The following is a 22,049-nucleotide window of genomic DNA, read 5'->3' on the forward strand; positions in this document are numbered from 1 at the left end:
ACAAGTGGATGAACTACTACAACACTATCCGGCGGCACTCCGCGATCGGGAACCAAAGCCCCGACGACTACGAGCGTTCACTTCGAACCACTGCCGCCTGAATCTGCAAGCCCCCTGTCCACCATTCGGGGTGAACCTCAGCGTACACCCCGCATTGCGGACGTTCGATCTCTATTGGCGCGGTGAGCTACTGGCGCGAAGGGGCGAGAACAGAGCAGCCGCTAAGGCAATCGCGTCAGATCCTCCGGAAAGCGACGAACTACCACCGGGCGGGTATTGGTACACCCCTGGGTTCCTGGCGGTGCAGAGAGGGCTGGTGCTGTCGTGCATGGGCCGCGTCGCAGACGGTGTGGAGGAAGCCACTCAGGGCCTCGCAGCGATGCCACCGGACCACCGGGGTACCGACTGGCTGAACGTCATGCTTCAGCAGATAGACCCAGAGCTGACCGACGCGTGAAACCGGATCCAGCAACTCGCCGTCGGCCAGTTCATAGCCGCTGGCTACCGGCCTATCGGCCGGTAGCGCTCAGCGCTAGCTATCGATTGGCTTCGCGTTCGGCCTACTAGTCACGATCACTTGTACTTGTGACTCCAAACCGGTTGCGCCGGTACATAATGCCTGGAGTCGGCGTTCGTCGCGGCAGGGGTTGGAACATCGCCGGCGTATCGAAGGCGTGCACGCGCTATGACACCTGTATGCCTCAACCCATGCTGGCGCGCGGGGGTCTCAATCAAGGAACTGGCGGATATCTCGGCGATGCCGATCCAGGCTTCACGCTCGAGGTCTACGCCCATCTCTTCGATCACAGTCACGAACGTCCGCGCTTGGCGGTGCAGGCTGCCTGGAAGGGCTGAGCTGTAGTGGACGACGGCCTGGCGGCGCCCTGAGAGCGAGTCATGATCGAAATAGTCCGAGCGGAGACGAGAAACCGGTGCGAGCCATGAAGCTGACCCGCACCGGTTTCTCGTTGTCCTACAACCTACTTCAGCTCAGCACTGCTCAACTCCAGCACCCGCCGCGCCACGATCAGCTGCTGGATTTGCTGGGTGCCCTCGAAGATGTCGAGGATTTTGGCGTCGCGGGCCCACTTTTCCAGTAGGAGGCGTTGGGAGTAGCCGACGTCGCCTGCTAGTTCGACTGCCTTGAGGGTGACGTCGGTGCCCATGCGGCCGGCCTTGGCCTTGGACATGGAGGCCTCGAGGGAGTTGGGCTTCTTGTTGTCGGCCATCCAGCCGGCACGCAGGGAGAGGAGGTAGGCGGCCTCCCAATCCGCTTCCAGGCGAAGGAATTCCGCGGCGGCGGCGGGCTGGCTGTTGGCGGGGCGGTCGTAGTCGATCTCGACGCCGGCCTCGGTGAGGATCTTGCGCAGTTCCTCGAGGGCGGCGCGGCCGACGCCGACGGCCATCGCGGCCACCAGCGGGCGGGTGTTGTCGAAGGTCTGCATGACCCCGGCAAAACCCTTCTCCACGTTGACTTCCGGGCTGCCGAGGATGTTGTCCTTCGGGATCCGGCAGTCCTCGAGCCGCAGCTCGGCGGTGTCGGAGGCCTTGATGCCCAGCTTGTGCTCGAGCCGGGCGACGGTGAGGCCCGGGGCATCCCGCGGCACCACGAACGACTTGATGGCGGCGCGGCCCTTGGACTTGTCGACCGACGCCCACACCACGATGTGGGTGGCGCGCGAGCCGGCGGTCACGAAGATCTTGGTGCCGTTGAGCACCCACTCGTCACCGTCGAGCACCGCCGTGGTGGTGACGGCTGCCGAGTCGGAACCGAACGACGGCTCGGTGATCGCCATGGCGGCCCACACCTTGCCGAACCGGTCCAGTTGCTCGTCGGTGGCGACCGCGGCGATGGCGGCGTTGCCGAGGCCCTGGTACGGGATCGACAGCATCAGACCGACATCGCCCCAGGACGTCTCCAGGGCGTTCATCAGCGCGGACATGTTGCCGCCGTTGGAGTTTCCGAGCAGCTCGGTGGCGTGGTTGTCGGACTTCTCCGCGCCCTCGGCCTTGCCCTTGCGGCCGCCGGTGGCTCCGGAGATGTCCTGCGTGCCGGAGTCGGCGAGGCCCTCCACCATGGCGGCCATGGTGTCCAGCTCGACCGGGTACTCGTGCTCGGCGAGGTCGTACTTGCGCGAGATCGGGCGGAAGATCTCCTGCGCGACCTGATGCGCCTGGTTGGCGCTGGCCCGCAGCTTCTTGGGGAGTTCGAGATTGATCATGATGGTCTCTCCGTTGCGGAAGTCGGGCTAGACGAGAACAACACCCTCGGCGATGCCGATGGCGCGCAGATCGCGGTACCAGCGCTCGACCGGGTGCTCCTTGGTGAAGCCGTGGCCGCCGAGCAGCTGCACGCCGTCCAGGCCGATCTGCATGCCCTTGTCGGTGGCCAGCTTCCGGGCCAGCGCCGCCTCGCGAGCAAACGACAGGCCCTGCTCCGCGCGTGACGCACCCCGCAGAGTCACGAGCCGCATGCCGTCCAGTTCGATCGCGATATTGGCGACCATGAACGCCACCGCCTGGCGATGCGCGATCGGCTCGCCGAACGCCTCGCGCTCCTTCACGTACGGGATCACGTAGTCCAGCACGGCCTGGCCGGTGCCGACCGCGAGCGACGCCCAGCCCAGGCGGGCCAGCCGCACCGCGTCGGCGTACTCCTCGGCGCGCTGGGCGGCGTCGCCGTCACCCAGGACCGCGTCGGTGGAGACGGCCACATTGTCCAGGATCAGCCGGCCCAGGCCCGCGGCGCGCAGACCCATGCTCGGGTCGGCCTCGATCACCACGCCCGGGGTGTCGGATTCCACGATGAACAGCGCCGGGCGGCCGTCCAGCTCGGCGGCGACGACGAACAGTTCGGCGTCACCGGCGGCCGGGACCAGGCTCTTCACGCCGTTGAGCCGGTAGCCGCTGGGCGAACGGGTGGCCTTGGTCTGCAGCGCGAACGGGTCGAACAGCGGCCGCGGCTCACTGATCACGACCGAGGCCTGCGGCACGTTCTCACCGGTGAAGGCGCCCAGGTAGGTCTTCTGCTGTGCGTCGGTGCCCCACTGCGACAGCGCGACCGCGACACCCGAGGGCGCCAGGATCGGCAGCGCCAGCCCCATGTCGCCGTGCGCGAGCGCCTCGGCCACCATCGAGTTGGTGACCGCGCCGCGCTCGGCGGCCGCGCCCTCCAGCTCCTCGGGCACATTGATCAGCGTGATGCCGAGTTCGGCGGCGCGCTCGAGCAGATCCTGCGGCGCCTTGGCGGCGCCGTCGGCCTCGTAGGCGGCCGGGCGCAGGATCTCCTCGGCGAACTCGCGCACCGTCTCGACGATCATCTTCTGCTCGTCGCTCGGGGTGAGGTCGAAGTAGTCCTTGGTGCGGGACTCGTTGGCGGGCAACCGCTTCGGCTGACCGCCGCCGGCCACCTTGTTGAACGCGCGAGTAGCCCGGCCCAGGGTGCGGAAGCCGGTCTTGGTGCCTTCGTAAGTGAGCCGGTTGATCGGCTCGCGCAGCTTGTACTTCTCGGCGAGCTCGGACCCGGTCAGGGTCGTCATGACCCGCATGGCCGCGCCCATCCAGTCGCGCTTCTGCGGATTCAGGCCCACGGCGGAATCCGGACGTCGCTTCGTTGCGGTGTCTCGAGTGCTCATAATCACCAGTCTTCTCGGGGTGGGTGGTGGGTGATCGGTCCCAGCATCTTACTGTCGAGTAAGGCTATCTTACTCCAGAGTAAGAAAGGAGTCGAGCGGCAGCACACACAGAGCGATCTCCGCCACAGCTCCGTGCCGATAGTGTCTGTTGATGGGCCAGTTTCATTTCGATCCCGATACCTACGACGACCTGATGGCCGCGGAGGTTCCCGACTACGCCCGGCTACAGGCCGCGGTGCGTGACGCGACGATCGGTGTCGGCCGGGTCGGGCGGGTGCTGGACCTGGGCACCGGCACCGGAGTCACGGCCCGCGGCGTGCTTCAGGTGCACACCGGAGCGACCCTCGTCGGCGTGGACGCGAGCGCGACGATGCTGGCCCACGCTCGCGCGGTGCTGCCGGTCCATGCCGAACTCCGGGTGGGCCGTCTGCAGGATCCGCTGCCGGCCGGCCCGTTCGAACTGGTCGTCTCGGCGCTGGCGGTGCACCACCTCGACGGTCCGGGCAAAGCCGACCTGTTCCGCCGCGTGGCCCGCGAACTCGTGCCCGGCGGCCGATTCGTCCTGGGCGACTTGGTGATTCCAGAAGACCCCGCCGACGCCGTCACGCCGGTCGACGGTACCTACGACACTCCCAGCACCGCCGCCGACCAATCACGCTGGCTGAGCGACGCGGGCTTCTCCGTCGAATCGGCCTGGGAGCACAAGGATCTCGCGGTCTTCGTGGGTGACCTGCCGAGCTGATCCGGGGGAGGGGGCGGTGCGACTCGGTCAGGGGCGGAGGCGGGTGAGAACTTCGTCGTGGAGGGCGCTGTTGGTGGCCACCGCGCTGCCGCCGTGCGGGCCGTCGGTGCCGTCGAGGGCGGTGAAGCGCCCCCCGGCCTCGCGGACGAGAACGTCCAGGGGCGCCAGATCCCACAGGGACACTTCGGGTTCGGTGGCGATGTCGACCGCGCCCTCGGCGAGCAGGCAGTAACTGAAGAAGTCGCCGTAACCGCGGGTCCGCCACACCGCGTCGGTGAGATCGATGAGCCGATCGCGCAGGCCGAGATCGCGCCAGCCGGAAAGGCTGGAGATGGCCAGGCTGGCGGCGCCCAGTTCGCGGACCGCCGACACCGCGATCGCCTTCGCCGGACCGGACTCGAAACTGGTCCAGGCTCCGGAACCGGTTGCGGCCCACCACCTTCGAGACAGTGCGGGCGCGCTCACCACACCTACCACCGGTACGCCGTCGACGAGCAGCGCGATCAGTGACGCCCACACCGGAACCCCGCGCACGAAGTTCTTGGTGCCGTCGATCGGATCGAGCACCCACTGCCGTCCGGTGAATTCGGCATCGCCGCCGAATTCCTCGCCCAGCACGGCGTCGCCGGGACGTTCGCGTTCGAGTTCGGTGCGCAGTGCGCGCTCCACCGCCAGATCCGCGTCCGATACCGGTGTCAGGTCCGGCTTGCTGTCGACCTTCAGATCCAAGGCACCGAAGCGGGCGCGGGTGATCGCGTCGGCCGCGTCGGCCAGGCGCAGGGCGAGCTCGAGGTCCGCGGAATGGTCGGTCACGCGGCACACGTTAGCCGGTGCCCGGCCGGGCTCGAGCCTGCGGCCCGACGGCCGTTACCGCGGAATCTGCCAGACCGCGGGCCAGTCCTTGCCGCGGAAGGCGGCGTCGATGCCGCCGTCGCAGAACAACACCGAGCCCACGAAGAACCCGGCCTTGTCCGAGGTCAGGAATCCCACCAGCGCCGCGATCTCCTCCGGTCGCCCGGCGCGGCCGATCGGTGTCGCCGCGAGGAAGCCCTTCATGCCCTCGCCGATGAGAGCGTCGTCGGCGCCCTCCTGGGTCATCGGGGTATCGATGATCCCCGGTGCGATGGCGTTGAGCCGGATGCCGTCCTTGATGTATTCGGCCGACCGGGTGCGGGCATACCAGGCCAGCGCCGCCTTGGTGGCCGGATACGCCTGGATGGCGCCCCACTCGCCGAAGGATTCGGCGAGACCGCGGGCCCGCTGCTCGTCTCCGGCCAGGCAGGCGTCGGCGAGTTCGACCGGCCAACCCGGTTGTGTCGTAGTGGAATTGGACGACACCAGCACCACCGACGCGTTCCCGGCCGCGCGCAGCAACGGACGCACGCCCTCCAGGAGTTCGATGGCGCCGAAGTAGTTGACCGACACCACGAGCCCGCCCGGTCGGCCGGTCGCCGCGGCCACTCCGGCGAAGGGCAGGAAGCCGTCGAGTCGCCCATCGCTGAGCCGCGTGATCTCCGTGACAGCGTGCGCGCGCCCGGCGCCGGTCCCGAGGTCGGCCGTCACCTCGGCATCGCGCAGATCCACGCCGATCACCCGATGCCCGGCCTCGCCGAGATGCGCACTCACCGCCGCCCCGATTCCCGACGCGCTCCCGGTCACCGCGAACGTGCTCATCCACCCTCCTCATCGACGGCCGAACCGCCATCAGATCACGCCGTACCGAACCATGCGACACCGTGTCCGGTCAGTGGGTGCCACGCTTGCGCGCGTCCGGTCAGCGGGTGCCACGCTTGCGCCGACGGTGCCGCGGCGGTAGCTCATCGCGTTGCGTGCTCAGAGCTTCGCGGCGCGGTACGGCGGCCCGGTGCAATCGGCAGCCGTGCGGCATCACCTGCTCGGGCCGGGTGTCACGGTTGCGTCATCGAGTGACGCCCCCTGATACCGAATGCCCTCGGACGGTGGTGCAGAGGTACCGCTCTTGCGTTCGGCGGACGCCGCGGGAGCCGGTGCCGGACCCATCAGGCGGCGACGCGGGCGGCGGCCAATGCGCTTGCCCACCAGCGCAATTGGTCGAGCATGGCGGTGGCGGCCTCGGCCGGGCCCTCGGGCTCGGTCAGATTGCCCTGGGCGTCGAACAGAAGGTAGTAGCGGGGGAAGGACACGTAGTCGCGGACGGTGTGGGCATTGAGTTCGTTGAACACCGAGCGCAGGTGCTCGATGGCGAGCAGGCCGCCGGTGAGGCCGCTGTAGCCGACGAAACCGATCGCCTTGCGGTCCCACTGGGTGAAGTGCCAGTCGATGGCGGTCTTCAGCGACGCCGGGTAGCTGCGGTTGATGTCCGGAGTCACGATCACGACGGCGTCGGCCCGCTCGAGACTGTCGGTGAGCGCGGCCATCCCGGCCGGGCGGACCGGATTCGGTTCCATCCTCGGCGAGGTCGCGGGCAGCGCGAGCGGCAATTCCGCCTCGGCGAGATCCACCACGTCGACCTCGAATCCGCCGTGCTCGCGGGCCTGCTCGGCGAACCAGTTCGCGACCACGGGTCCGAACCGCCCGTCGCGAACGCTGGCGATGATCACGGCGAGGCGGGGGGTGTTGCTGGACATTCGAGTCTCCTTCACAGGCGTTTGTCGTATCGCTTGCCACGACTCTGCTGTCCGGCGCGACGATCAGGGAGCCCGCTGTGAGGGTGGTAGTGAGAGGGATACCCTGCGCGCCGCCTCCGCTGTTAGCGTCGAGAAGGCGGGGGAGAGCGGTGAGCGCGCCGCTGACCCGGGAGGAGCGAGGTGCGGTATGCGGGCGAACAGGGAACGCGACAGTGGGCGGAGACGCCCCGGCGCGCGAATCACGCTCGGCCGGCGCGGCGACCGCATCCGGCCGAGGCATGCGAACCTTCCGCAACCCGGACCTCACGAACGACAGGCGGGAGTGATGGGCTGTGAGTGACAACGAACTCGGCTTGTTCCTGCGCACCCGGCGCGAGGCCGTCACGCCCGCCGAGGCCGGCCTCCCGGCCGGTGCGCGGCGGCGCACCCCCGGACTGCGCCGTGCCGAACTGGCCACGCTGGCCGGGGTCAGCGTCGAATATCTGATCCGCCTGGAACAGGGCCGCGATCGCCGCCCGTCCTCGGCGGTGCTCTCGGCGCTCGCCGATGCGCTGCGTATGACACCCAGTCAGCGCGTGCATATGTATCGGCTGGTCAAGGGCGCGGATCCGGGTTTCCACTGCCTGGGTGGCGCTACGCCGAACCGGGTGGTGCGCCCGGGTGTGCAGGCCGTGCTGGACCAGCTCGAGCCCGCTCCCGCCGCCGTGCTCAACCGGCTCGGCGAGGTGCTGGCCTGCACGGACGGGTACCACCAGGTCATGGGTCCGATCGGGCTGCTCGACGGCGGGCTCCCGGCCAGTATCCCGCGCTATCTGTTCACCGACGAGCGGGCTCGCACGGCCTATCCGGATTGGGAGCACTGGGCCGACAAGGCGGTCGCGAACCTCAAAGAGGGCCCCTACCAATCGGATTCGCAGGCCACCGCCTTGATCGAGGAGCTGACCGTCACCGTGGGCGCGGAATTCACCGGCCGCATGGAGCGGATTCCGGGTTTCGCCGGCGCCAACGGCATCGCGCGGCTGAATCACCCGGAAGCGGGATCGCTGCGCTTCGCCTACGAACGTCTCGACCTGTCCGCCGACGACGACCAGCACATCCTGATCAGCCTCCCCGCCGACGCCGCCACCGCCGACGCCCTCGACATGCTGATCGGCCGTCGCCCCGGCGGCCTGCGTGCGGTCTCGGGCTGAGCGTCCCGCCGCCGCGCCGTACCGCTCGGCGCGTGGCTTGCCGCACCTCTCGCCACCTCGCCGCTGACCTCGGCGTATTTCGCGCCGCAGAGCGCGACCGGTAGATTGAACGACCGTGCATCCTGACGTTTCCGCTGATCTCGCCGAACTCGACGCCACGCTGAAGACCGTCGAGTCGGTGCTCGACGTCGACGAGCTGCGTCGCCGGATCGACGAACTCGAACAGCAGGCCGCCGACCCGGACCTGTGGAACGACCAGGAGCACGCACAGCGGGTCACCAGCGAACTGTCGCACTCCCAGGGCGAACTGCGGCGCGTCACCGAACTGCGCCAGCGCCTGGAAGACCTGCCGGTGCTCTACGAACTCGCCGAGGGCGAGGAGGGCGAGGCCCGCACCGCCGCCCTGGCCGACGCCGACGCCGAACGCGCCGCCCTGCACACCGACGTGGAGGCGATGGAGGTCCGCACGCTGCTGTCGGGCGAATACGACAAGCGCGAGGCGCTGGTCAACATCCGCTCCGGCGCCGGCGGCGTCGATGCGGCCGACTGGGCCCAGATGCTGATGCGCATGTACGTGCGCTGGGCGGAGCGGCACAAGTATCCGGTCGAGATCTACGACACCTCCTACGCCGAAGAGGCCGGCATCAAGAGCTCCACCTTCGCGGTGAAGGTGCCCTACGCCTACGGCACGCTCTCGGTCGAGATGGGCACGCACCGTCTGGTGCGCATCAGCCCGTTCGACAACCAGGGCCGTCGCCAGACCTCGTTCGCCGAGGTCGAGGTGCTGCCCGTGGTCGAGACCACCGACCACATCGATATCCCGGAAGGCGATATCCGCGTCGACGTCTACCGCTCCTCGGGTCCCGGCGGCCAGAGCGTCAACACCACCGACTCCGCGGTGCGCATCACCCACATCCCGACCGGCATCGTGGTCACCTGCCAGAACGAGAAATCGCAACTGCAGAACAAGATCTCGGCGATGCGCGTCCTGCAGGCCAAACTGCTGGAGCGCAAGCGGCTGGAGGAGCGCGCGGAGATGGACGCGCTCAAGACCACCGAGGGCGCGTCGTGGGGCAACCAGATGCGCTCCTACGTTCTGCACCCCTACCAGATGGTGAAGGATCTGCGCACCAACTACGAGGTGAACAATCCCAGCTCGGTGCTCGACGGCGATATCGACGGATTCATCGAGGAAGGAATCCGCTGGCGGATGCGTCAGGTTGGTGAACAGTAATCCCGGAATTGCGGTGTACCTCGCTATTACGGCGCAATCACGACGTTTCGGGCAGCGCGAGCGCCGTAGTAGCCTGTCTGACGTGTATTTCGGTGGCAGCGTGATTCGTGGTGGTTTCCGGTTCACGCCGGGAAGGACGGTCCGATGAGCACGGATCTCGCCGCCGGCTCGGACATCACGAGCTGGCTGCGCAGCAGCGGGCTGGAGATCGTGCTGCTCATCATCGGCGCGATGCTGTTCAGCCGGTTCGCGACGTTCGTCCGGGACCGGATCACCCGGCGCATCGACGCGGGATTCCAGAGCAGCGACTCGCTGGTCCGCTCGGAGGCGGCCAAGCACCGGCACGCGCTGGCGCAGGTCGTCACCTGGGTGGTGCTGTCCATCGGCTATTTCCTCGTGGCTCTGCAAGTGTTGCGGCGCTTGGGATTCGAACTCAGCGGGCTGGTGGCGCCCGCGGCGGTGCTCGGCGCCGCACTGGGTTTCGGCGCCCAGCGCATCGTGCAGGACCTGCTGGCCGGCTTCTTTCTGATCACCGAGCGGCAGTACGGGTTCGGCGATGTGGTGAGCATCGCGGTCACCGGGCAGACGATGCCCGCCGACGGTACGGTCGAGGACGTCACGTTGCGCATCACCACCTTGCGCAATGTCGACGGCGAGGTGATCACGGTGCCCAACGGCCAGATCGTGAAAGTGACCAACCTGTCGAAGGATTGGGCGCGCGCGGCGATCGATGTGCCGGTGCCGGCCACCGCCGACATCACCAGGGTCAACGAGATCCTGCACGAGGTGGGCGCCAAGGCGTTCCAGGATCGGCGGCTCAAGACGCTACTGCTGGACGAGCCGACGGTGATGGGCCTCGAGGATCTCACGGTCGATCAGATGAACATCCGAATGGTTGCCAGGACCTTGCCGGGCAAGCAATTCGAAGTCGGGCGCGAACTGCGGGTGCGGGTGGCCGCGGCGCTGCGCCGGGAGGGTATGAGTGAAACCGCGTAGGTCCACGGCGATCCTCATCACCGTCTGGGTCGCCACGTTCGTTCTGTACGTTTTCGTCAAGCCGGCTACCCCGGAGCATTCCGGCTTCACGCCGATCGCGAATACGATTCCGAAATCGGTCATTTCGACACCAGCGGACAAGTGACGCGAATGTGACAGCGATCGCTAGGCCGGTATCGGCCGTGCCTGCTGACGGCGTATTTCGGCCCTCGGGGTGGTCATGCGGCGTGGCGCCGCCGGGCGAGTCGCAAAATGCCCCGGGCGAATGCCCGTTCTTCGCTGGCTACACTGGCTGCTCGTGATAACCCTGCGGAACGTCACCAAGTCCTTCCCGACCTCCACGAGGCCGGCGTTGGACAATGTCTCCGTCGAGATCGACAAGGGCGAGTTCGTCTTCATCATCGGACCATCCGGTTCGGGCAAGTCGACGTTCATGCAGCTGTTGCTCAAGGACGAGAAACCGACGTCCGGCGAGGTGCACGTGGCCGACTTCCGGGTGGACCGGTTGCCCGGGCGCCGGGTGCCCAAGTTGCGCCAGCGCATCGGGTGCGTGTTCCAGGACTTCCGGCTGCTGCAGCAGAAGACGGTGGAGCAGAACGTGGCCTTCGCGCTCGAGGTGATCGGCAAGAATCGCAAGTTCATCCAGCGCGCGGTGCCGGAGGCGCTGGATCTGGTGGGCTTGTCGGGCAAGGCCGACCGGCTGCCCAGCGAGCTGTCCGGCGGTGAGCAGCAGCGGGTCGCGATCGCGCGGGCGTTCGTGAACCGGCCGCTGGTGCTGCTGGCCGACGAGCCCACCGGCAACCTCGACCCGGACACCAGTCAGGACATCATGATGTTGCTGGAACGGATCAACCGCGTCGGCACCACGGTGCTGATGGCGACCCACGACAACCACATCGTCGACGCGATGCGCCGGCGCGTGGTGGAGCTGGACCGAGGGAGACTGGTGCGCGACGAGGCGACCGGTGTGTACGGGGTGGGCCGCTAATGCGCGCGAGCTTCCTGTTCGGCGAGGTCTTCAACGGCCTGCGCCGCAACGTCACCATGACCATCGCGATGATCCTCACCACCGCGGTGTCGCTGACCATGCTCGGCGGCGGCCTGCTCGCGGTGCGGATGGCCGACAAGACCGAGCAGTACTTCCTGGACCGGCTCGAGGTGCGGCTGTACCTGACCGACCAGGTCTCCGCCGGCGACCGGGACTGCTCGCAGGACCCGTGCAAGACGCTGATGGCGGATCTGAAGCAGACCTCGGGCGTGGTGTCGGTGCAGTTCCTCAGCCGCGACGACGCCATTCGCGAGGCCAAGGAGAAGACCTTCAAGGACCAGCCGGAGCTGGCGGCCTACGTCAGCGAGTCGCCGCTGCCGGCCTCGCTGCGGGTGAAGATGGCGGACGCGGGCGAGTACCCCCGCATCTTCCAGGACTTCCAGGGCCGCGAGGGCGTCGGTTTCGTCCGCAACGACAAGGACATCGTGGACCGGCTGGTCAGCCTGTTCGACGGGCTGCGCAACGCGGCGTTCGGCCTGGCGGTGCTGCAGGCGCTGGCGGCGCTGCTGCTGATCGCGAACATGGTGCAGATCGCGGCATTCACCCGCCGCACCGAGGTCGGCATCATGCGGCTGGTCGGCGCCACCCGCTGGTACACACAGTTGCCGTTCCTGATGGAGGCGGTGGCGGCCGCGCTGGCCGGTTCGGTGCTGGCGGTGGTCGGCCTGCTCATCTCCCGCCCGCTGGTCATCGACCGCGCTCTCGGAGATCTGTTCGCCTCCAAGGTGTTTCCGCGCATCACCGGTGACGACATCGCCATCGTGACCATGACGATCGTTCCGGTGGGCATCGTGTTCGCGGCGCTCACGGCGTACGGCACCCTGCGGTACTACGTGCGGGAGTAGCGGCGCACCACACGTAGGGGGTGCGGGAGTTCGAATGGGGGTCGCGCTGTCGGCGGAGATCCGTAGGATGGCGTGGGTGAGTTCCCCGGAGACGCTCGAGACGGTGGTCGACCAGCCCGGTGCGGGCACGAATTCCGATGCGGCGCACGAGGTTCTGCGCCGCGTGTTCGGGTACGAGAGCTTCCGGGGGCTACAGGCCGAGATCGTCGGACAGGTGGTCTCCGGCGGTGACGCGCTCGTCCTGATGCCCACCGGTGGCGGCAAATCGCTGTGCTATCAGATCCCGGCGCTGGTGCGGCCCGGTGTCGGCGTGGTGATCTCGCCGCTGATCGCGCTGATGCAGGACCAGGTCGACGCGCTCACCGCGCTCGGGGTCCGGGCCGGGTTCCTCAACTCGACCCAATTCCCCGACCAGCGGCGCGCGATGGAGGCGCAATTCGTCGCCGGTGAACTGGATGTGCTGTACCTCGCGCCCGAGCGGCTGCGCATCGACTCGACCCTGCAACTGCTGGACCGGGCGAAGGTGTCGGTGTTCGCCATCGACGAGGCGCACTGCGTCTCGCAGTGGGGCCACGATTTCCGGCCCGATTATCTGTCGCTGTCGGTCCTGCACGAGCGCTGGCCCGATGTGCCTCGCATCGCACTGACCGCGACCGCCACCGAGGCCACCCGCAAGGAGATCGCCGAGCGTCTCGATCTCACCGCCGCGAAGCATTTCGTCGCCGGATTCGACCGGCCCAACATCCAGTACCGCATCGAGCCGAAGAACCGGCCCGATCAGCAGCTGCTGAGCTTCATCAGCAGCGAGTATCCGGGCGAGGCGGGCATCGTCTACTGCCTGTCGCGCAATTCGGTGGAGAAGACCGCGGAGTTCCTCAGCCGCAACGGTGTCGAGGCGCTGCCGTATCACGCCGGGCTGGACGCGCGCATCCGCGCCGCGAACCAGGCGCGGTTCCTGCGCGAGGACGGTCTGGTCATGGTCGCCACCATCGCCTTCGGCATGGGCATCGACAAGCCCGACGTGCGTTTCGTCGCCCACCTCGATCTACCCAAGTCGGTCGAGGGTTACTACCAGGAGACGGGCCGCGCGGGGCGCGACGGACTGCCCTCTACCGCGTGGATGGTCTACGGCCTCAACGACGTGGTGCAGCAGCGCAAGCTGATCGACAACTCCGAGGGCGACGCCGCGCATCGCCGTCAGCTGCAACTGCACCTGGACGCCATGCTCGCGCTGTGCGAGACGGTGCAGTGCCGCCGCACCCAGCTGCTGGCGTACTTCGGCCAGCGCGGCGAGCCGTGCGGCAACTGCGACACCTGCCTGAATCCACCGGAGTCCTGGGACGGCACCGTCGCCGCGCAGAAGGTGCTCTCCACGGTGCTGCGGCTCAAGCGGGAGCGGGGGCAGAGTTTCGGCGCGGGCCACATCGCCGACATCCTGGTCGGCAAGTCCAACCCGAAGGTATTGCAGCACAACCACAACGAACTCAAGACCTTCGGCGTCGGTTCCGAGCTGCGCGACACCGAATGGCGCGGGGTGATCCGGCAGCTGCTCGCGCAGGCGCTGTTGGCCGTGCACGGCGAGTACGGTGTGCTCACTCTCACCGAGCCCAGCAACGAGGTGTTGTTCTCCGGGCACAAGGTGCTGTTGCGCCGCGAGCCGGAGCGGGTGAAGGCCGCGAAAGCCCCGCGCGCCAAGACATCCCGCATGGCCGCCGCCGACCTGCCGCCGGGCGACGCCGACCTGTTCGAGCGGCTGCGGGCCTGGCGCGCGGCGGTCGCCAAGGAGCAGGGCGTCCCGGCCTACGTCGTCTTCCACGATGCGACGCTGCGTGAGATCGCCGCGCGCAAACCGGCCGACCTCGCCGGACTCGGCGCGATCAGCGGCATCGGCGAGAACAAGCGGGCCAAGTACGGCGAGGGCGTGCTCGAGGTGGTGGCGGGCGATTCGGCGTCACCAGGTACCGCGAAGGCGGCGGAGTCTCCTGCCGATCGCGCGGTACCGGCCGCTGGTTCACCGACGAGCACACGGTCCCGTGCCCGCGGCGCTTCGTCGCAACGAACGTCGCCGGCGGGAGCGTCGGCCGACCGGCAGAATCCGCAGCCCGTGCGGGATCGCGAATCGCAGCCCGCGCAGGAGCACGAACCGCCGCCCGAGTGGGATCCCGAGCCGCCGTCGGACTGGGATTTCGAACCCCCGCCCGACGAAAGATTCTGAGCGCCGAGGCAACGCCTCGACCCGGGTCCGCGTTTATCCCGGCCCCGGATCTGGGTACCGTTCCGGTATGGCACTCGGTGACGACGACGCGGTCCACGGGGATGGTGTTTCCCCCAGTCGAAGTGCCTTCGCACCTTCGGAGAACACCGTCCGGATCGCGCCGTCGCAGCCGCAGGTGAGCGGGACCGCCTTGGCGGCCACGCCGCGGTGGCGTCGATTCCGGCGCCAGGCGCTGGGCCGCCCACGGGTCTCGACCATGGTGCTGGTGTCGGTGTGGTTCGCCGTGCTGGTCCTCTATTTGCAGGTCCGGCCGGGAGGATAGGGAGGTGCCGCCGGTGCCTGAGACACACCGACCGACATACCGACTGCCCGAAACGCTCGCGTTGCGCGGGCCGGCCGGATAACGTGCCGCCATGACGCACGACCAGGGTGGTGGCGATCGCTCCGATCAGTCCTCCGATTCCGGCTCGGGCTCCGGTTCCGGCGATGCGCCCGACGCCGCTCGGCCACAGGTCGGCCGAATCGCGGAAGGCACCGTCGAGACCGGTTGGCTGCGCCCGCACGCCCGCCGGGCGCTGGGCCGTCCGCGCGTATCCACGATCATCCTGATCGCGCTGTGGATCGCGGTGTTCATTCTCTACCTCCAGGTCCACACGTAGCGCGCGACGGAAATTCGCTCGCGCCGCGGAGTCCGGTTCTCTACCGTTGATCTCGGCCGCAACAAGGGGCGCACCGGAATCTCCGATCCGCGTCCCCCGTGTCGGTGCGGCCACGCCATTCAGGTTGGCGCAGACATCAAGTCTGTTGGGGTTCGATTCCTCTACCAGCGGTGCGTCCTGTCCGGTCGCATGCGGTGCCGCGGCCCTGCGGGCACTCCGTCACGACGGAGCGCGCCCCCGCCGCGTGCCGTGTCCGGGCAGGTCGTATCCGCGTGAATGTTCATGCGGGGGAAGGAGTTTCGTGATGTTCACGACCGTGATGGAGTGGCAGCGCACGCTGCTGTACCGCGACGGCAAGCTCGAGAAGGTGCTCGAGCCGGGCCGGCACCGCTACGACCAGCGCCGGTGCACGCTGGTCGCGGTCGACATGCGCCCGCGCCAGCTGCAGGTGTCGGGACAGGAACTCCTCACCCGCGACGGTTTGTCGCTGCGCGTCAGCTTCGCGGTGAACTGGGTGGTCACCGATCCGCTCGCGTTCACCACGGGCGCGCAGTACTCGGAGTCGGTGCTGTACGCGGCGGTCCAGGAGGCCGCGCGGGACAAGGTCGCCGCGCACACCCTCGACGAGCTGATCGCCGACCGCGGTCTGCTGGCGGGCGCCGACGAGGTGGCCGCGGCGGTCGCCGACCTCGGCATCCGGGTCTCGAGCGTGCGGGCCCGCGACCTGATGCTGCCGGGCGAACTGCGCAAGGCGGCGCTGGAGATCGTGCTCGCCAAGGAGCGCGGCCGGGCCGACCTGGAGCGCGCTCGCGCCGAGGCGGCCGCGCTGCGCTCGCTCGCCAACACCGCGCGCCTGCTGGAGGAGAACCCGTCGCTGCTGCGGCTGCGGACCCTTCAGGTCGCGTCGACCCCCGGCACCCAGGTGGTGCTCGACCCGCGGGAGCGGAGCTGAACACCGGATCGGGCGATGTCGTGCGTGCGCCGTGAGCGAACGCGCGGAATATTCGATTGCCCGCGGCCATTACTGTCTAACGCTATGAAGGAGCAGGGGCGAAAGGTGATCGCCACGAACCGCAAGGCGCGGCACAACTACACGATCCTGGAGACGTTCGAGGCCGGGGTCGCGCTGGTCGGTACCGAGGTGAAGAGCCTGCGTGAGGGTAAGGCGTCGCTGGTCGACGCCTATGCCACCATCGACGACGGCGAAGTGTGGCTGCGCGGTCTGCACATCCCCGAGTACGGGCACGGCACCTGGACCAACCATGCCCCGCGCCGCACTCGCAAGCTACTGCTGCACCGCCGCGAGATCGACAAACTCACCGGCAAGACCAAGGAGAGTTCGCAGACCTTGGTGCCGCTGTCGATGTACTTCTCCGACGGCAAGGTGAAGGTGGAGCTGGCGCTGGCCAAGGGCAAACAGGACTACGACAAGCGCCAGGACCTGGCCCGGCGCACCGCCGAGCGGGAGGTGACTCGCGAGCTGGGCAGGCGCATCAAGGGCATGCGGTGACCCGACCGCCCCGTCCGGTGGTGCGGATGGGGCGGGAATGTACGAGTGAGCGGCAATGTTATGATAGAGAGCCCGGCCACCAGCCGGGAAATCTGGATCGATGATCGAGACGGGGCTGAACGGTTTCGACTGCGTACGTCGATTCAGGGGAAGCGTGTCGGTGCAGGCAGGAGACCACCGTAAGCGTCGCTGTAACCCTATAAGCGCCGATTCTCATCAGCGCGACTACGCTCTCGCTGCCTAAGCAGTAGAGCGTGTCTGTCAGCCCGGGTTCGCCCTCGACCCGGTCACTGGCATCAGCTAGAGGGCTCTACCGTCCGCCTCGGTCGCGGAGGCGGACGGGACATCGCACAGCGACTGGGATCGTCATCTCGGCTTGTTCGCGTGACCGAGAGATCCGAGCAGAGACATAGCGAACTGCACACGGAGAAGCCCTGAAGAAGCGGCGGAGGACCCGGGTTCGATTCCCGGCAGCTCCACAAAGGCGAGCAGTCGCAGGTTGTCGGCCTGCGACTGCTCGCTTTTTCGTCGATGAGTTCGGGCCGGCCGGCGGACGTCCATCACTCCCCTCCTGTGGTGATGGACGTCGAGGGCGGTGTCACTTCCCTCCGCGCGGCCGTGGTACCGCTGCGTAGCGGCGGAAATGACGTTATGTGGTGCGGCCCAGCTGTTTTTATGGAAATCTGCACGATCGAGTATGAAAAAGTGCACGGTTGCGAGGTGACGTGAACGATCTTGATGTTGAGCTCGCGGGCTTCTCTTCCGAGGACACCGACCAGGACGAACGCCCGGGCGCGTGGCGAGGGTTCGTCACCGGTCTCCAAGGGGAGTTCAACTTCCACTTCCCCCGGCAAGAGGCGTTCACCGCGTCGAGCCGGGTCCAGCGCCAAGGCGCCCGAGTGATCGGCGAGTTCACCTCCACCCGCATGCGGTACGACCGGACCGCTCGTAACGCGGCGGCCGATGGAGATCCCAGCCTCAGGCTGGTACTACCGCTGCATGGTCATATCGGACTGAGCGCGGATGGCGAAACCGTGGACCTGGCGCCCGGCGAAGTCGGGGCCTTTCGCATGGACTTCGCAATGACCATGGAATACAACACCGGAATGGTCGGCATTATGGCGACTGTTCCCGATGGAGTACTGCCGCGGCGCCTCGCGGGCAAGGTGCCGCCGAACCTCGGGCAGCGGCCCATGGCCGCCATGCTCGCTTCCCATATACAGCAGTTGAACGCGCTGCGAGAGAGCATGACGTCTCTGCAGTTCATGCAGGGTACGGACTTGATGTATCAGATGCTCCGTTACGCCCTTGCCGAGGAGGAAGCGGACGCACGGGACGATTTGCTTCCGATTGCGATGAGAGCCCGGCGGTACGCTCGGGCATACTCGGATGATTCTGATTACTCTGTGCACTCGCTGGCCGCCGACTGTCATTGCTCTCTTCGGCAGCTGCACAAATCCCTCGGTGATATCGGACCGGGCGAGCTGCTGCGCACCATCAGGCTGGAAAAGGCATGGGACAGGTTGCGGGATCCGCTCTACAGGAATGTTCACGAGGTTGCCATGGCATCGGGCTTCAAGCACCTCATCACCTTTCATCAGGCGTTTCTCGGTCACTTCGGTATCACGCCGGGAAAAGTACGTGAAAATTATTCCCACCGGTGGAGATCCGGCACGGGCGTCGATGCATAGACTCAGGCCATATGGCGGTGTCGATGGATGCTTCGTGGCGGAACTGGCTGCAGCTGAATCTCGCGCGGGGGTGTTCCGTCGAGTCGGTGATCGAATCGATGGTCAGCGGTGGTTTCGACAAGGATGTGGCGTCCGCGGCGGTGCGGTCTTGTCTGGCGGGAGAGATTCCGGGTTCCTCGGGTTACCGGTACGACACGTGTCCGGTGTCGGCCGATCGGGTTGTTCATGCGCACGATCGCGCTATTCATTCGGTGGTGCGGCTGGAGCGTCCGCAGCTGATCCTGTTCGATGATGTGCTTTCCGCCGAGGAATGTGACGAGGTGATGGAGCTGTCGAAAGACAAACTGCGGCGGTCCACGATCATCGATTCCGACACCGGGCGTGCGGAGGTGATCAAGAATCGATCCAGCGAGGGTACCTTTTTCAAGCTGTGCGAGAACCCGTTGATCGAGCGGTTGGATCGGCGGATCTCGGCGTTGATGAATTGGCCGATGGAAAACGGTGAGGGTCTGCAGATCCTTCGATATGGAGTAGGCGGCGAATACCGTGCCCATTTCGACTACTTCCCGCCCGACCAGCCCGGCCACGTCTCCCATATCGCTCGCGGAGGCCAGCGCACGGCGACCCTCGTCGTCTATCTGAACGACGTGGAGAGCGGTGGTGAGACCGTCTTCACCGACGCCGGTGTCTCGGTTTCTCCCCGCAAGGGCCGTGCGGTCTATTTCCGATACTTCAACGATCTCGGGCAGCTCGACCCGGCGACGAAACATGCCGGGGCGCCGGTTCTCGCGGGCGAGAAATGGATCATGACCAAATGGATGCGTCGCTACAGCTACTCCGGTTGAGAGTCGCCGTAGGCGGCGGCTATTTCCTGTGAGCTGCTCCAGCGGGAGTAGGCGGGGGATTGGGGCCAGCCGGCCGGGGAGTCCTGCCATTCTTCCTGGCGGCCGTAGGGGAGGAGGTCTATGAGGGCGAAGGAGTGGCTCAGTTGTTCGGTGCCGCGGCCGTCGGTGTGCCAGGTGCGGTAGACGGTGTCGCGGTCGCGGAGAAACACATTGACGGCGAAGCCCGCGCCGGGTGGGGCGCCGACGTCGGTGCCGAAGGGGCTGTTCGCGGTGGAATACCACGGCATTTTGTTGCCTACCCGGCGCTTGTAGGCGAGGGCCTCGTCGATCGGGCCCTGGGTGACGACGACGAAACGGGCGTCGTAGTTGTTCAGGAACTCGAGCCGGGTGAATTGTGAGGTGAAGCCCGTGCAGCCGCCGCACTGCCATTTCTCGCCGGGGAACCACATGTGGTTGTAGACGATCAACTGTGATCTGCCGTCGAAGACGTCGGCCAACCGGACCGGGCCCGTCTCACCCTCCAGGGTGTATTCGGGCATTTCGACCATCGGCAGGCGGCGGCGCTGGGCGGCGATCGCGTCGAGTTCGCGGGTGGCGGCCTTTTCGCGTTTGCGCAGGGTGTCGAGTTCGCGCTGCCAGGCATCGGCGTCGACAACCGGCGGCAGTGCTCGGGTCGTGCTCATGGGTCCTCCTCTTCGCACATACTGCAAGGTGTAGGTGTAGACCCGGTGAGTCCACCGAATTCATCGGTGGCTCTTTGCGCCGCCACACGACAAGGAGCCGTTCACAATCCGACGGCCGCCGCCCGCAGTTTGGACATGACATCGGCGGTCGGCCATTTCCGGGCTTCGTAGCGGGGCGGGGCCATGCCGGGTACCGGGGTGAGGCCGGCGATGTCGGCGGCATCCGTGAAGGAGACCTCGAACAGGTGCACCGGCTCGTCGTGCCGGTCGACGCCGTAGATGCTGAGGTAATCCGCTTCGGGCAGCAGCCATTCCACGCCCTCGCCCCACACCGCGACCGTGCACGGGCCGTCGTCGCCGTCGACATAGCTCAGCGCTCCGACGTAGGCGGGGTCGAGATCGTAAGGGCCGTAGTCGAAGTCGCGCTCGTAGGTCTCGTTCAGCCAATGCGTCTGCAAGCCGTATTCGGTGACGGCCAGGCCGCAGCGGGCGCGGATCGCGGCGGGCAACTGCGGGTGCGGTCCCCCGTGATCGAACGGGACGATCCGATCGTGCTCGTCGAGGGTGTAGCCCTGCGGTGAAAGTGGCCGTGTCGCATCGCCGTAATGCTCCTCGACCATCTCGAAGACCTGGCCGAGGATTTCCGGATCGTCGGGCGCGACGATGAGCGTGTCGTAGTCGGGCATGAACGCGACCGGGCGATGTTCGGCCGTGCGATGGGTCGCCAGCCAGCCGGACAGCAGCGGCCAGGAGGCGACGTAGGCGTCGCCGTCGTCGACATAACGGACGAAAACTCCGGGCTCCTGCACCGGTGGAGTGATCTTCGCGAGATTCTCGTGCGCGGCCGCGAACAGCTCGTCGGGCGTGATTCCCCACTCCCGCAGGGTCGCTTCGAGAATGATCGAGCGGGCCGCGGGCTGATCGTAGGCGACCATCTCTCGCACGAACGGGAAAGCCGGGCGCGATACGGGGCGCATGTCCGGGGGTGCGTCGAGCCCGAAGGTGATGGGCCGCAGGATCGGCCGTAGTTGCGACCGCGCGTCGGGCCAGCCCGGGAGTTCGCCGGTGCTGTCGCGCAGCACGGTCACGAAGCGGACGATCGCCTCGTCGCGTTCCTGATCCGACAGCCCGCGGCTGTCCTGGAACAGATTGCCGAGATACAGCTGGGTGTCGTCGCTGAGTTGGATGGCGAATTCCGCCGGGTCGTACTGCGCGTGCGGATCGCCGAGATCGCTGATCTGCCGCAGCACGACCTGCGCGAACCTGTCGAACTCGTCATCGTCGAGAGAATTCACGGGGCGAGCCTAGCGGGGGTCCGGCAAGCGATGCACCGCAAGACTTTTCGCCCGTGGAAAGGGTCGTGCCGGTGCCGGAATTCGATCCGTAAACGCCGTGAAATCCTTTGTGCGGGAGAAGGATAAAGGCATTCTCGCGATGGACGGGTTGCCGACCGGCGCACAGCGCATCTCCGGCCCCGTGGCCCACCTCACACCAACTTGCAGTTTCTGAAAATTTTCAGTTTGTGCTAAATTTTTGGGGTGTCCGAGGGGAAGACCGCGGTGGGGCTGCGGGAGCAGAAGAAGCGGCAGACGCGGCTGGCCTTGTGCGTGGCGGCGCGGCGGCTGACGCTGGAGCGGGGGTTGGATGCCACCACCGCCGAGGATGTGGCGAAGGCGGTGGGGGTCTCGCCTCGGACGTTCTTCAACTATTACGAGACCAAGTTGGATGCGGTGGTCGGTCCGGTGGGGGAGATCGGCACGCCGGATACGCGCGAGCAGTTCGTCGCCGGTGGTCCTACGGGAGTGCTGATCGACGATCTCACGTGGCTGTACGCCTCCGGTTACGAGCCCGACAGTGAAGTGCGGGAAAGTGTTTCGCTGGTGGCGGAGATCATCAAGCAGGAGTCCCGGGTGCTGGCGGCGTTCGTGGCCGCCGGCGCGCGGTACGAGGAAGCGGTCGGGGAACTGCTCTCGGCGCGGAGGGGGGCGGATGTCTCGACCGAATTCGCGGCGCTCACAGCGCATCTCATGTCGGCGCTGAGCACCAGGGCGGCAATGTCGCTGGCCGACAACCCGGATCGCTCGCTGGCCGAAGCTCTGCACGATCAATGTGACCTCGCGGCCCGCTTGTTCGACAGCGGGCGACAGTAG

At 67.2% G+C, this 22,049-nt stretch carries 22 protein-coding genes and 1 other RNA gene; 16 read left to right on the plus strand and 7 right to left on the minus strand.

Translation table 11 applies throughout. The annotated features are described in order from the left end of the window. Positions 1–980: 980 nt before the first annotated feature. Positions 981–2,222: an acyl-CoA dehydrogenase family protein gene (locus QH470_RS14320; RefSeq protein ID WP_280272840.1), complete on the minus strand. Its 1,242-nt coding sequence runs from the start codon at positions 2,220–2,222 to the stop codon at positions 981–983. Positions 2,223–2,249: 27 nt separating this feature from the next. After that, positions 2,250–3,641: an acyl-CoA dehydrogenase family protein gene (locus QH470_RS14325; protein ID WP_400179533.1), complete on the minus strand. Its 1,392-nt coding sequence runs from the start codon at positions 3,639–3,641 to the stop codon at positions 2,250–2,252. 145 nt (positions 3,642–3,786) lie between these two features. Here QH470_RS14325 and QH470_RS14330 point away from each other — a divergent pair, with 145 nt between their 5' ends. Beyond that, positions 3,787–4,377 (plus strand): class I SAM-dependent methyltransferase, encoded by a 591-nt coding sequence (locus QH470_RS14330; RefSeq protein ID WP_280272842.1) that lies wholly within the window; start codon positions 3,787–3,789, stop codon positions 4,375–4,377. Positions 4,378–4,404: 27 nt separating this feature from the next. On the opposite strand, the gene hisN is transcribed toward QH470_RS14330, so the two are convergent. The 3 genes from hisN to QH470_RS14345 form a co-directional block, all read right to left on the minus strand. Beyond that, the gene (gene hisN / locus QH470_RS14335) at positions 4,405–5,190 is read right to left on the minus strand and encodes a histidinol-phosphatase (RefSeq protein ID WP_280272843.1); all 786 of its coding nucleotides are present in this window, start codon (positions 5,188–5,190) and stop codon (positions 4,405–4,407) included. Between the two features lie 54 nt (positions 5,191–5,244). Then, positions 5,245–6,051, minus strand: a complete 807-nt coding sequence (locus QH470_RS14340; RefSeq protein WP_280272844.1) for an SDR family oxidoreductase — start codon at positions 6,049–6,051, stop codon at positions 5,245–5,247. Positions 6,052–6,395: 344 nt separating this feature from the next. Then, positions 6,396–6,983 (minus strand): NADPH-dependent FMN reductase, encoded by a 588-nt coding sequence (locus QH470_RS14345; protein ID WP_280272845.1) that lies wholly within the window; start codon positions 6,981–6,983, stop codon positions 6,396–6,398. A 332-nt stretch (positions 6,984–7,315) separates the two neighbouring features. Here QH470_RS14345 and QH470_RS14350 point away from each other — a divergent pair, with 332 nt between their 5' ends. From QH470_RS14350 to QH470_RS14410, 14 genes are all read left to right on the plus strand, one after another. Further along, on the plus strand, positions 7,316–8,173 hold the full coding sequence (locus QH470_RS14350) for a helix-turn-helix domain-containing protein (RefSeq protein WP_280272846.1): 858 nt from the start codon (positions 7,316–7,318) through the stop codon (positions 8,171–8,173). Between the two features lie 115 nt (positions 8,174–8,288). After that, the gene (gene prfB, locus QH470_RS14355; RefSeq protein ID WP_280272847.1) at positions 8,289–9,407 is read left to right on the plus strand and encodes a peptide chain release factor 2; all 1,119 of its coding nucleotides are present in this window, start codon (positions 8,289–8,291) and stop codon (positions 9,405–9,407) included. A gap of 144 nt (positions 9,408–9,551) precedes the next feature. Beyond that, entirely contained in the window at positions 9,552–10,403 is an 852-nt protein-coding gene (locus QH470_RS14360) for a mechanosensitive ion channel family protein (RefSeq protein ID WP_280272848.1), read from the plus strand. Then, positions 10,390–10,548, plus strand: coding sequence for an Rv3103c transmembrane domain-containing protein (locus QH470_RS38440; protein WP_483243868.1), 159 nt, complete (start codon positions 10,390–10,392; stop codon positions 10,546–10,548). Before QH470_RS14360 ends, QH470_RS38440 begins: the two co-directional genes overlap by 14 nt. A 153-nt stretch (positions 10,549–10,701) precedes the next feature. After that, complete coding sequence (ftsE, locus tag QH470_RS14365) at positions 10,702–11,391, plus strand: cell division ATP-binding protein FtsE (RefSeq protein WP_280272849.1); 690 nt, start codon at positions 10,702–10,704, stop codon at positions 11,389–11,391. Beyond that, positions 11,391–12,296 carry a permease-like cell division protein FtsX gene (ftsX, locus tag QH470_RS14370; protein WP_280272850.1) on the plus strand — a complete coding sequence of 302 codons (906 nt, stop codon included), beginning with the start codon at positions 11,391–11,393 and terminating at the stop codon, positions 12,294–12,296. Before ftsE ends, ftsX begins: the two co-directional genes overlap by 1 nt. Positions 12,297–12,372: 76 nt before the next feature. After that, positions 12,373–14,511, plus strand: a complete 2,139-nt coding sequence (gene recQ / locus QH470_RS14375) for a DNA helicase RecQ (RefSeq protein WP_425302666.1) — start codon at positions 12,373–12,375, stop codon at positions 14,509–14,511. Between the two features lie 67 nt (positions 14,512–14,578). Next, positions 14,579–14,833 (plus strand): WLR motif membrane protein, encoded by a 255-nt coding sequence (locus QH470_RS14380; protein WP_280272851.1) that lies wholly within the window; start codon positions 14,579–14,581, stop codon positions 14,831–14,833. 91 nt (positions 14,834–14,924) lie between these two features. Then, on the plus strand, positions 14,925–15,170 hold the full coding sequence (locus QH470_RS14385; RefSeq protein WP_280272852.1) for a WLR motif membrane protein: 246 nt from the start codon (positions 14,925–14,927) through the stop codon (positions 15,168–15,170). 304 nt (positions 15,171–15,474) lie between these two features. Continuing rightward, positions 15,475–16,122 carry a slipin family protein gene (locus tag QH470_RS14390; RefSeq protein ID WP_280272853.1) on the plus strand — a complete coding sequence of 216 codons (648 nt, stop codon included), beginning with the start codon at positions 15,475–15,477 and terminating at the stop codon, positions 16,120–16,122. An 84-nt stretch (positions 16,123–16,206) separates the two neighbouring features. Continuing rightward, positions 16,207–16,680: an SsrA-binding protein SmpB gene (gene smpB / locus QH470_RS14395; RefSeq protein ID WP_187687280.1), complete on the plus strand. Its 474-nt coding sequence runs from the start codon at positions 16,207–16,209 to the stop codon at positions 16,678–16,680. A gap of 111 nt (positions 16,681–16,791) precedes the next feature. Continuing rightward, positions 16,792–17,162: a transfer-messenger RNA gene (gene ssrA, locus QH470_RS14400) on the plus strand. A gap of 243 nt (positions 17,163–17,405) precedes the next feature. Continuing rightward, entirely contained in the window at positions 17,406–18,371 is a 966-nt protein-coding gene (locus tag QH470_RS14405; protein WP_280272854.1) for a helix-turn-helix transcriptional regulator, read from the plus strand. Positions 18,372–18,382: 11 nt separating this feature from the next. Further along, on the plus strand, positions 18,383–19,216 hold the full coding sequence (locus tag QH470_RS14410) for a 2OG-Fe(II) oxygenase (RefSeq protein ID WP_280272855.1): 834 nt from the start codon (positions 18,383–18,385) through the stop codon (positions 19,214–19,216). On the opposite strand, the gene QH470_RS14415 is transcribed toward QH470_RS14410, so the two are convergent. Both QH470_RS14415 and QH470_RS14420 read right to left on the minus strand, forming a co-directional pair. Further along, positions 19,204–19,899, minus strand: a complete 696-nt coding sequence (locus QH470_RS14415; protein WP_280272856.1) for a DUF899 domain-containing protein — start codon at positions 19,897–19,899, stop codon at positions 19,204–19,206. The genes QH470_RS14410 and QH470_RS14415 overlap by 13 nt on opposite strands. A gap of 101 nt (positions 19,900–20,000) precedes the next feature. Then, complete coding sequence (locus tag QH470_RS14420) at positions 20,001–21,194, minus strand: DUF1444 domain-containing protein (protein WP_280272857.1); 1,194 nt, start codon at positions 21,192–21,194, stop codon at positions 20,001–20,003. A 243-nt stretch (positions 21,195–21,437) separates the two neighbouring features. Between QH470_RS14420 and QH470_RS14425 the strand changes: the two genes are divergently transcribed. Then, positions 21,438–22,049 (plus strand): TetR/AcrR family transcriptional regulator, encoded by a 612-nt coding sequence (locus tag QH470_RS14425; RefSeq protein ID WP_280272858.1) that lies wholly within the window; start codon positions 21,438–21,440, stop codon positions 22,047–22,049.

This window comes from Nocardia wallacei (assembly GCF_029868745.1).
Lineage (GTDB): Bacteria > Actinomycetota > Actinomycetes > Mycobacteriales > Mycobacteriaceae > Nocardia > Nocardia wallacei_B.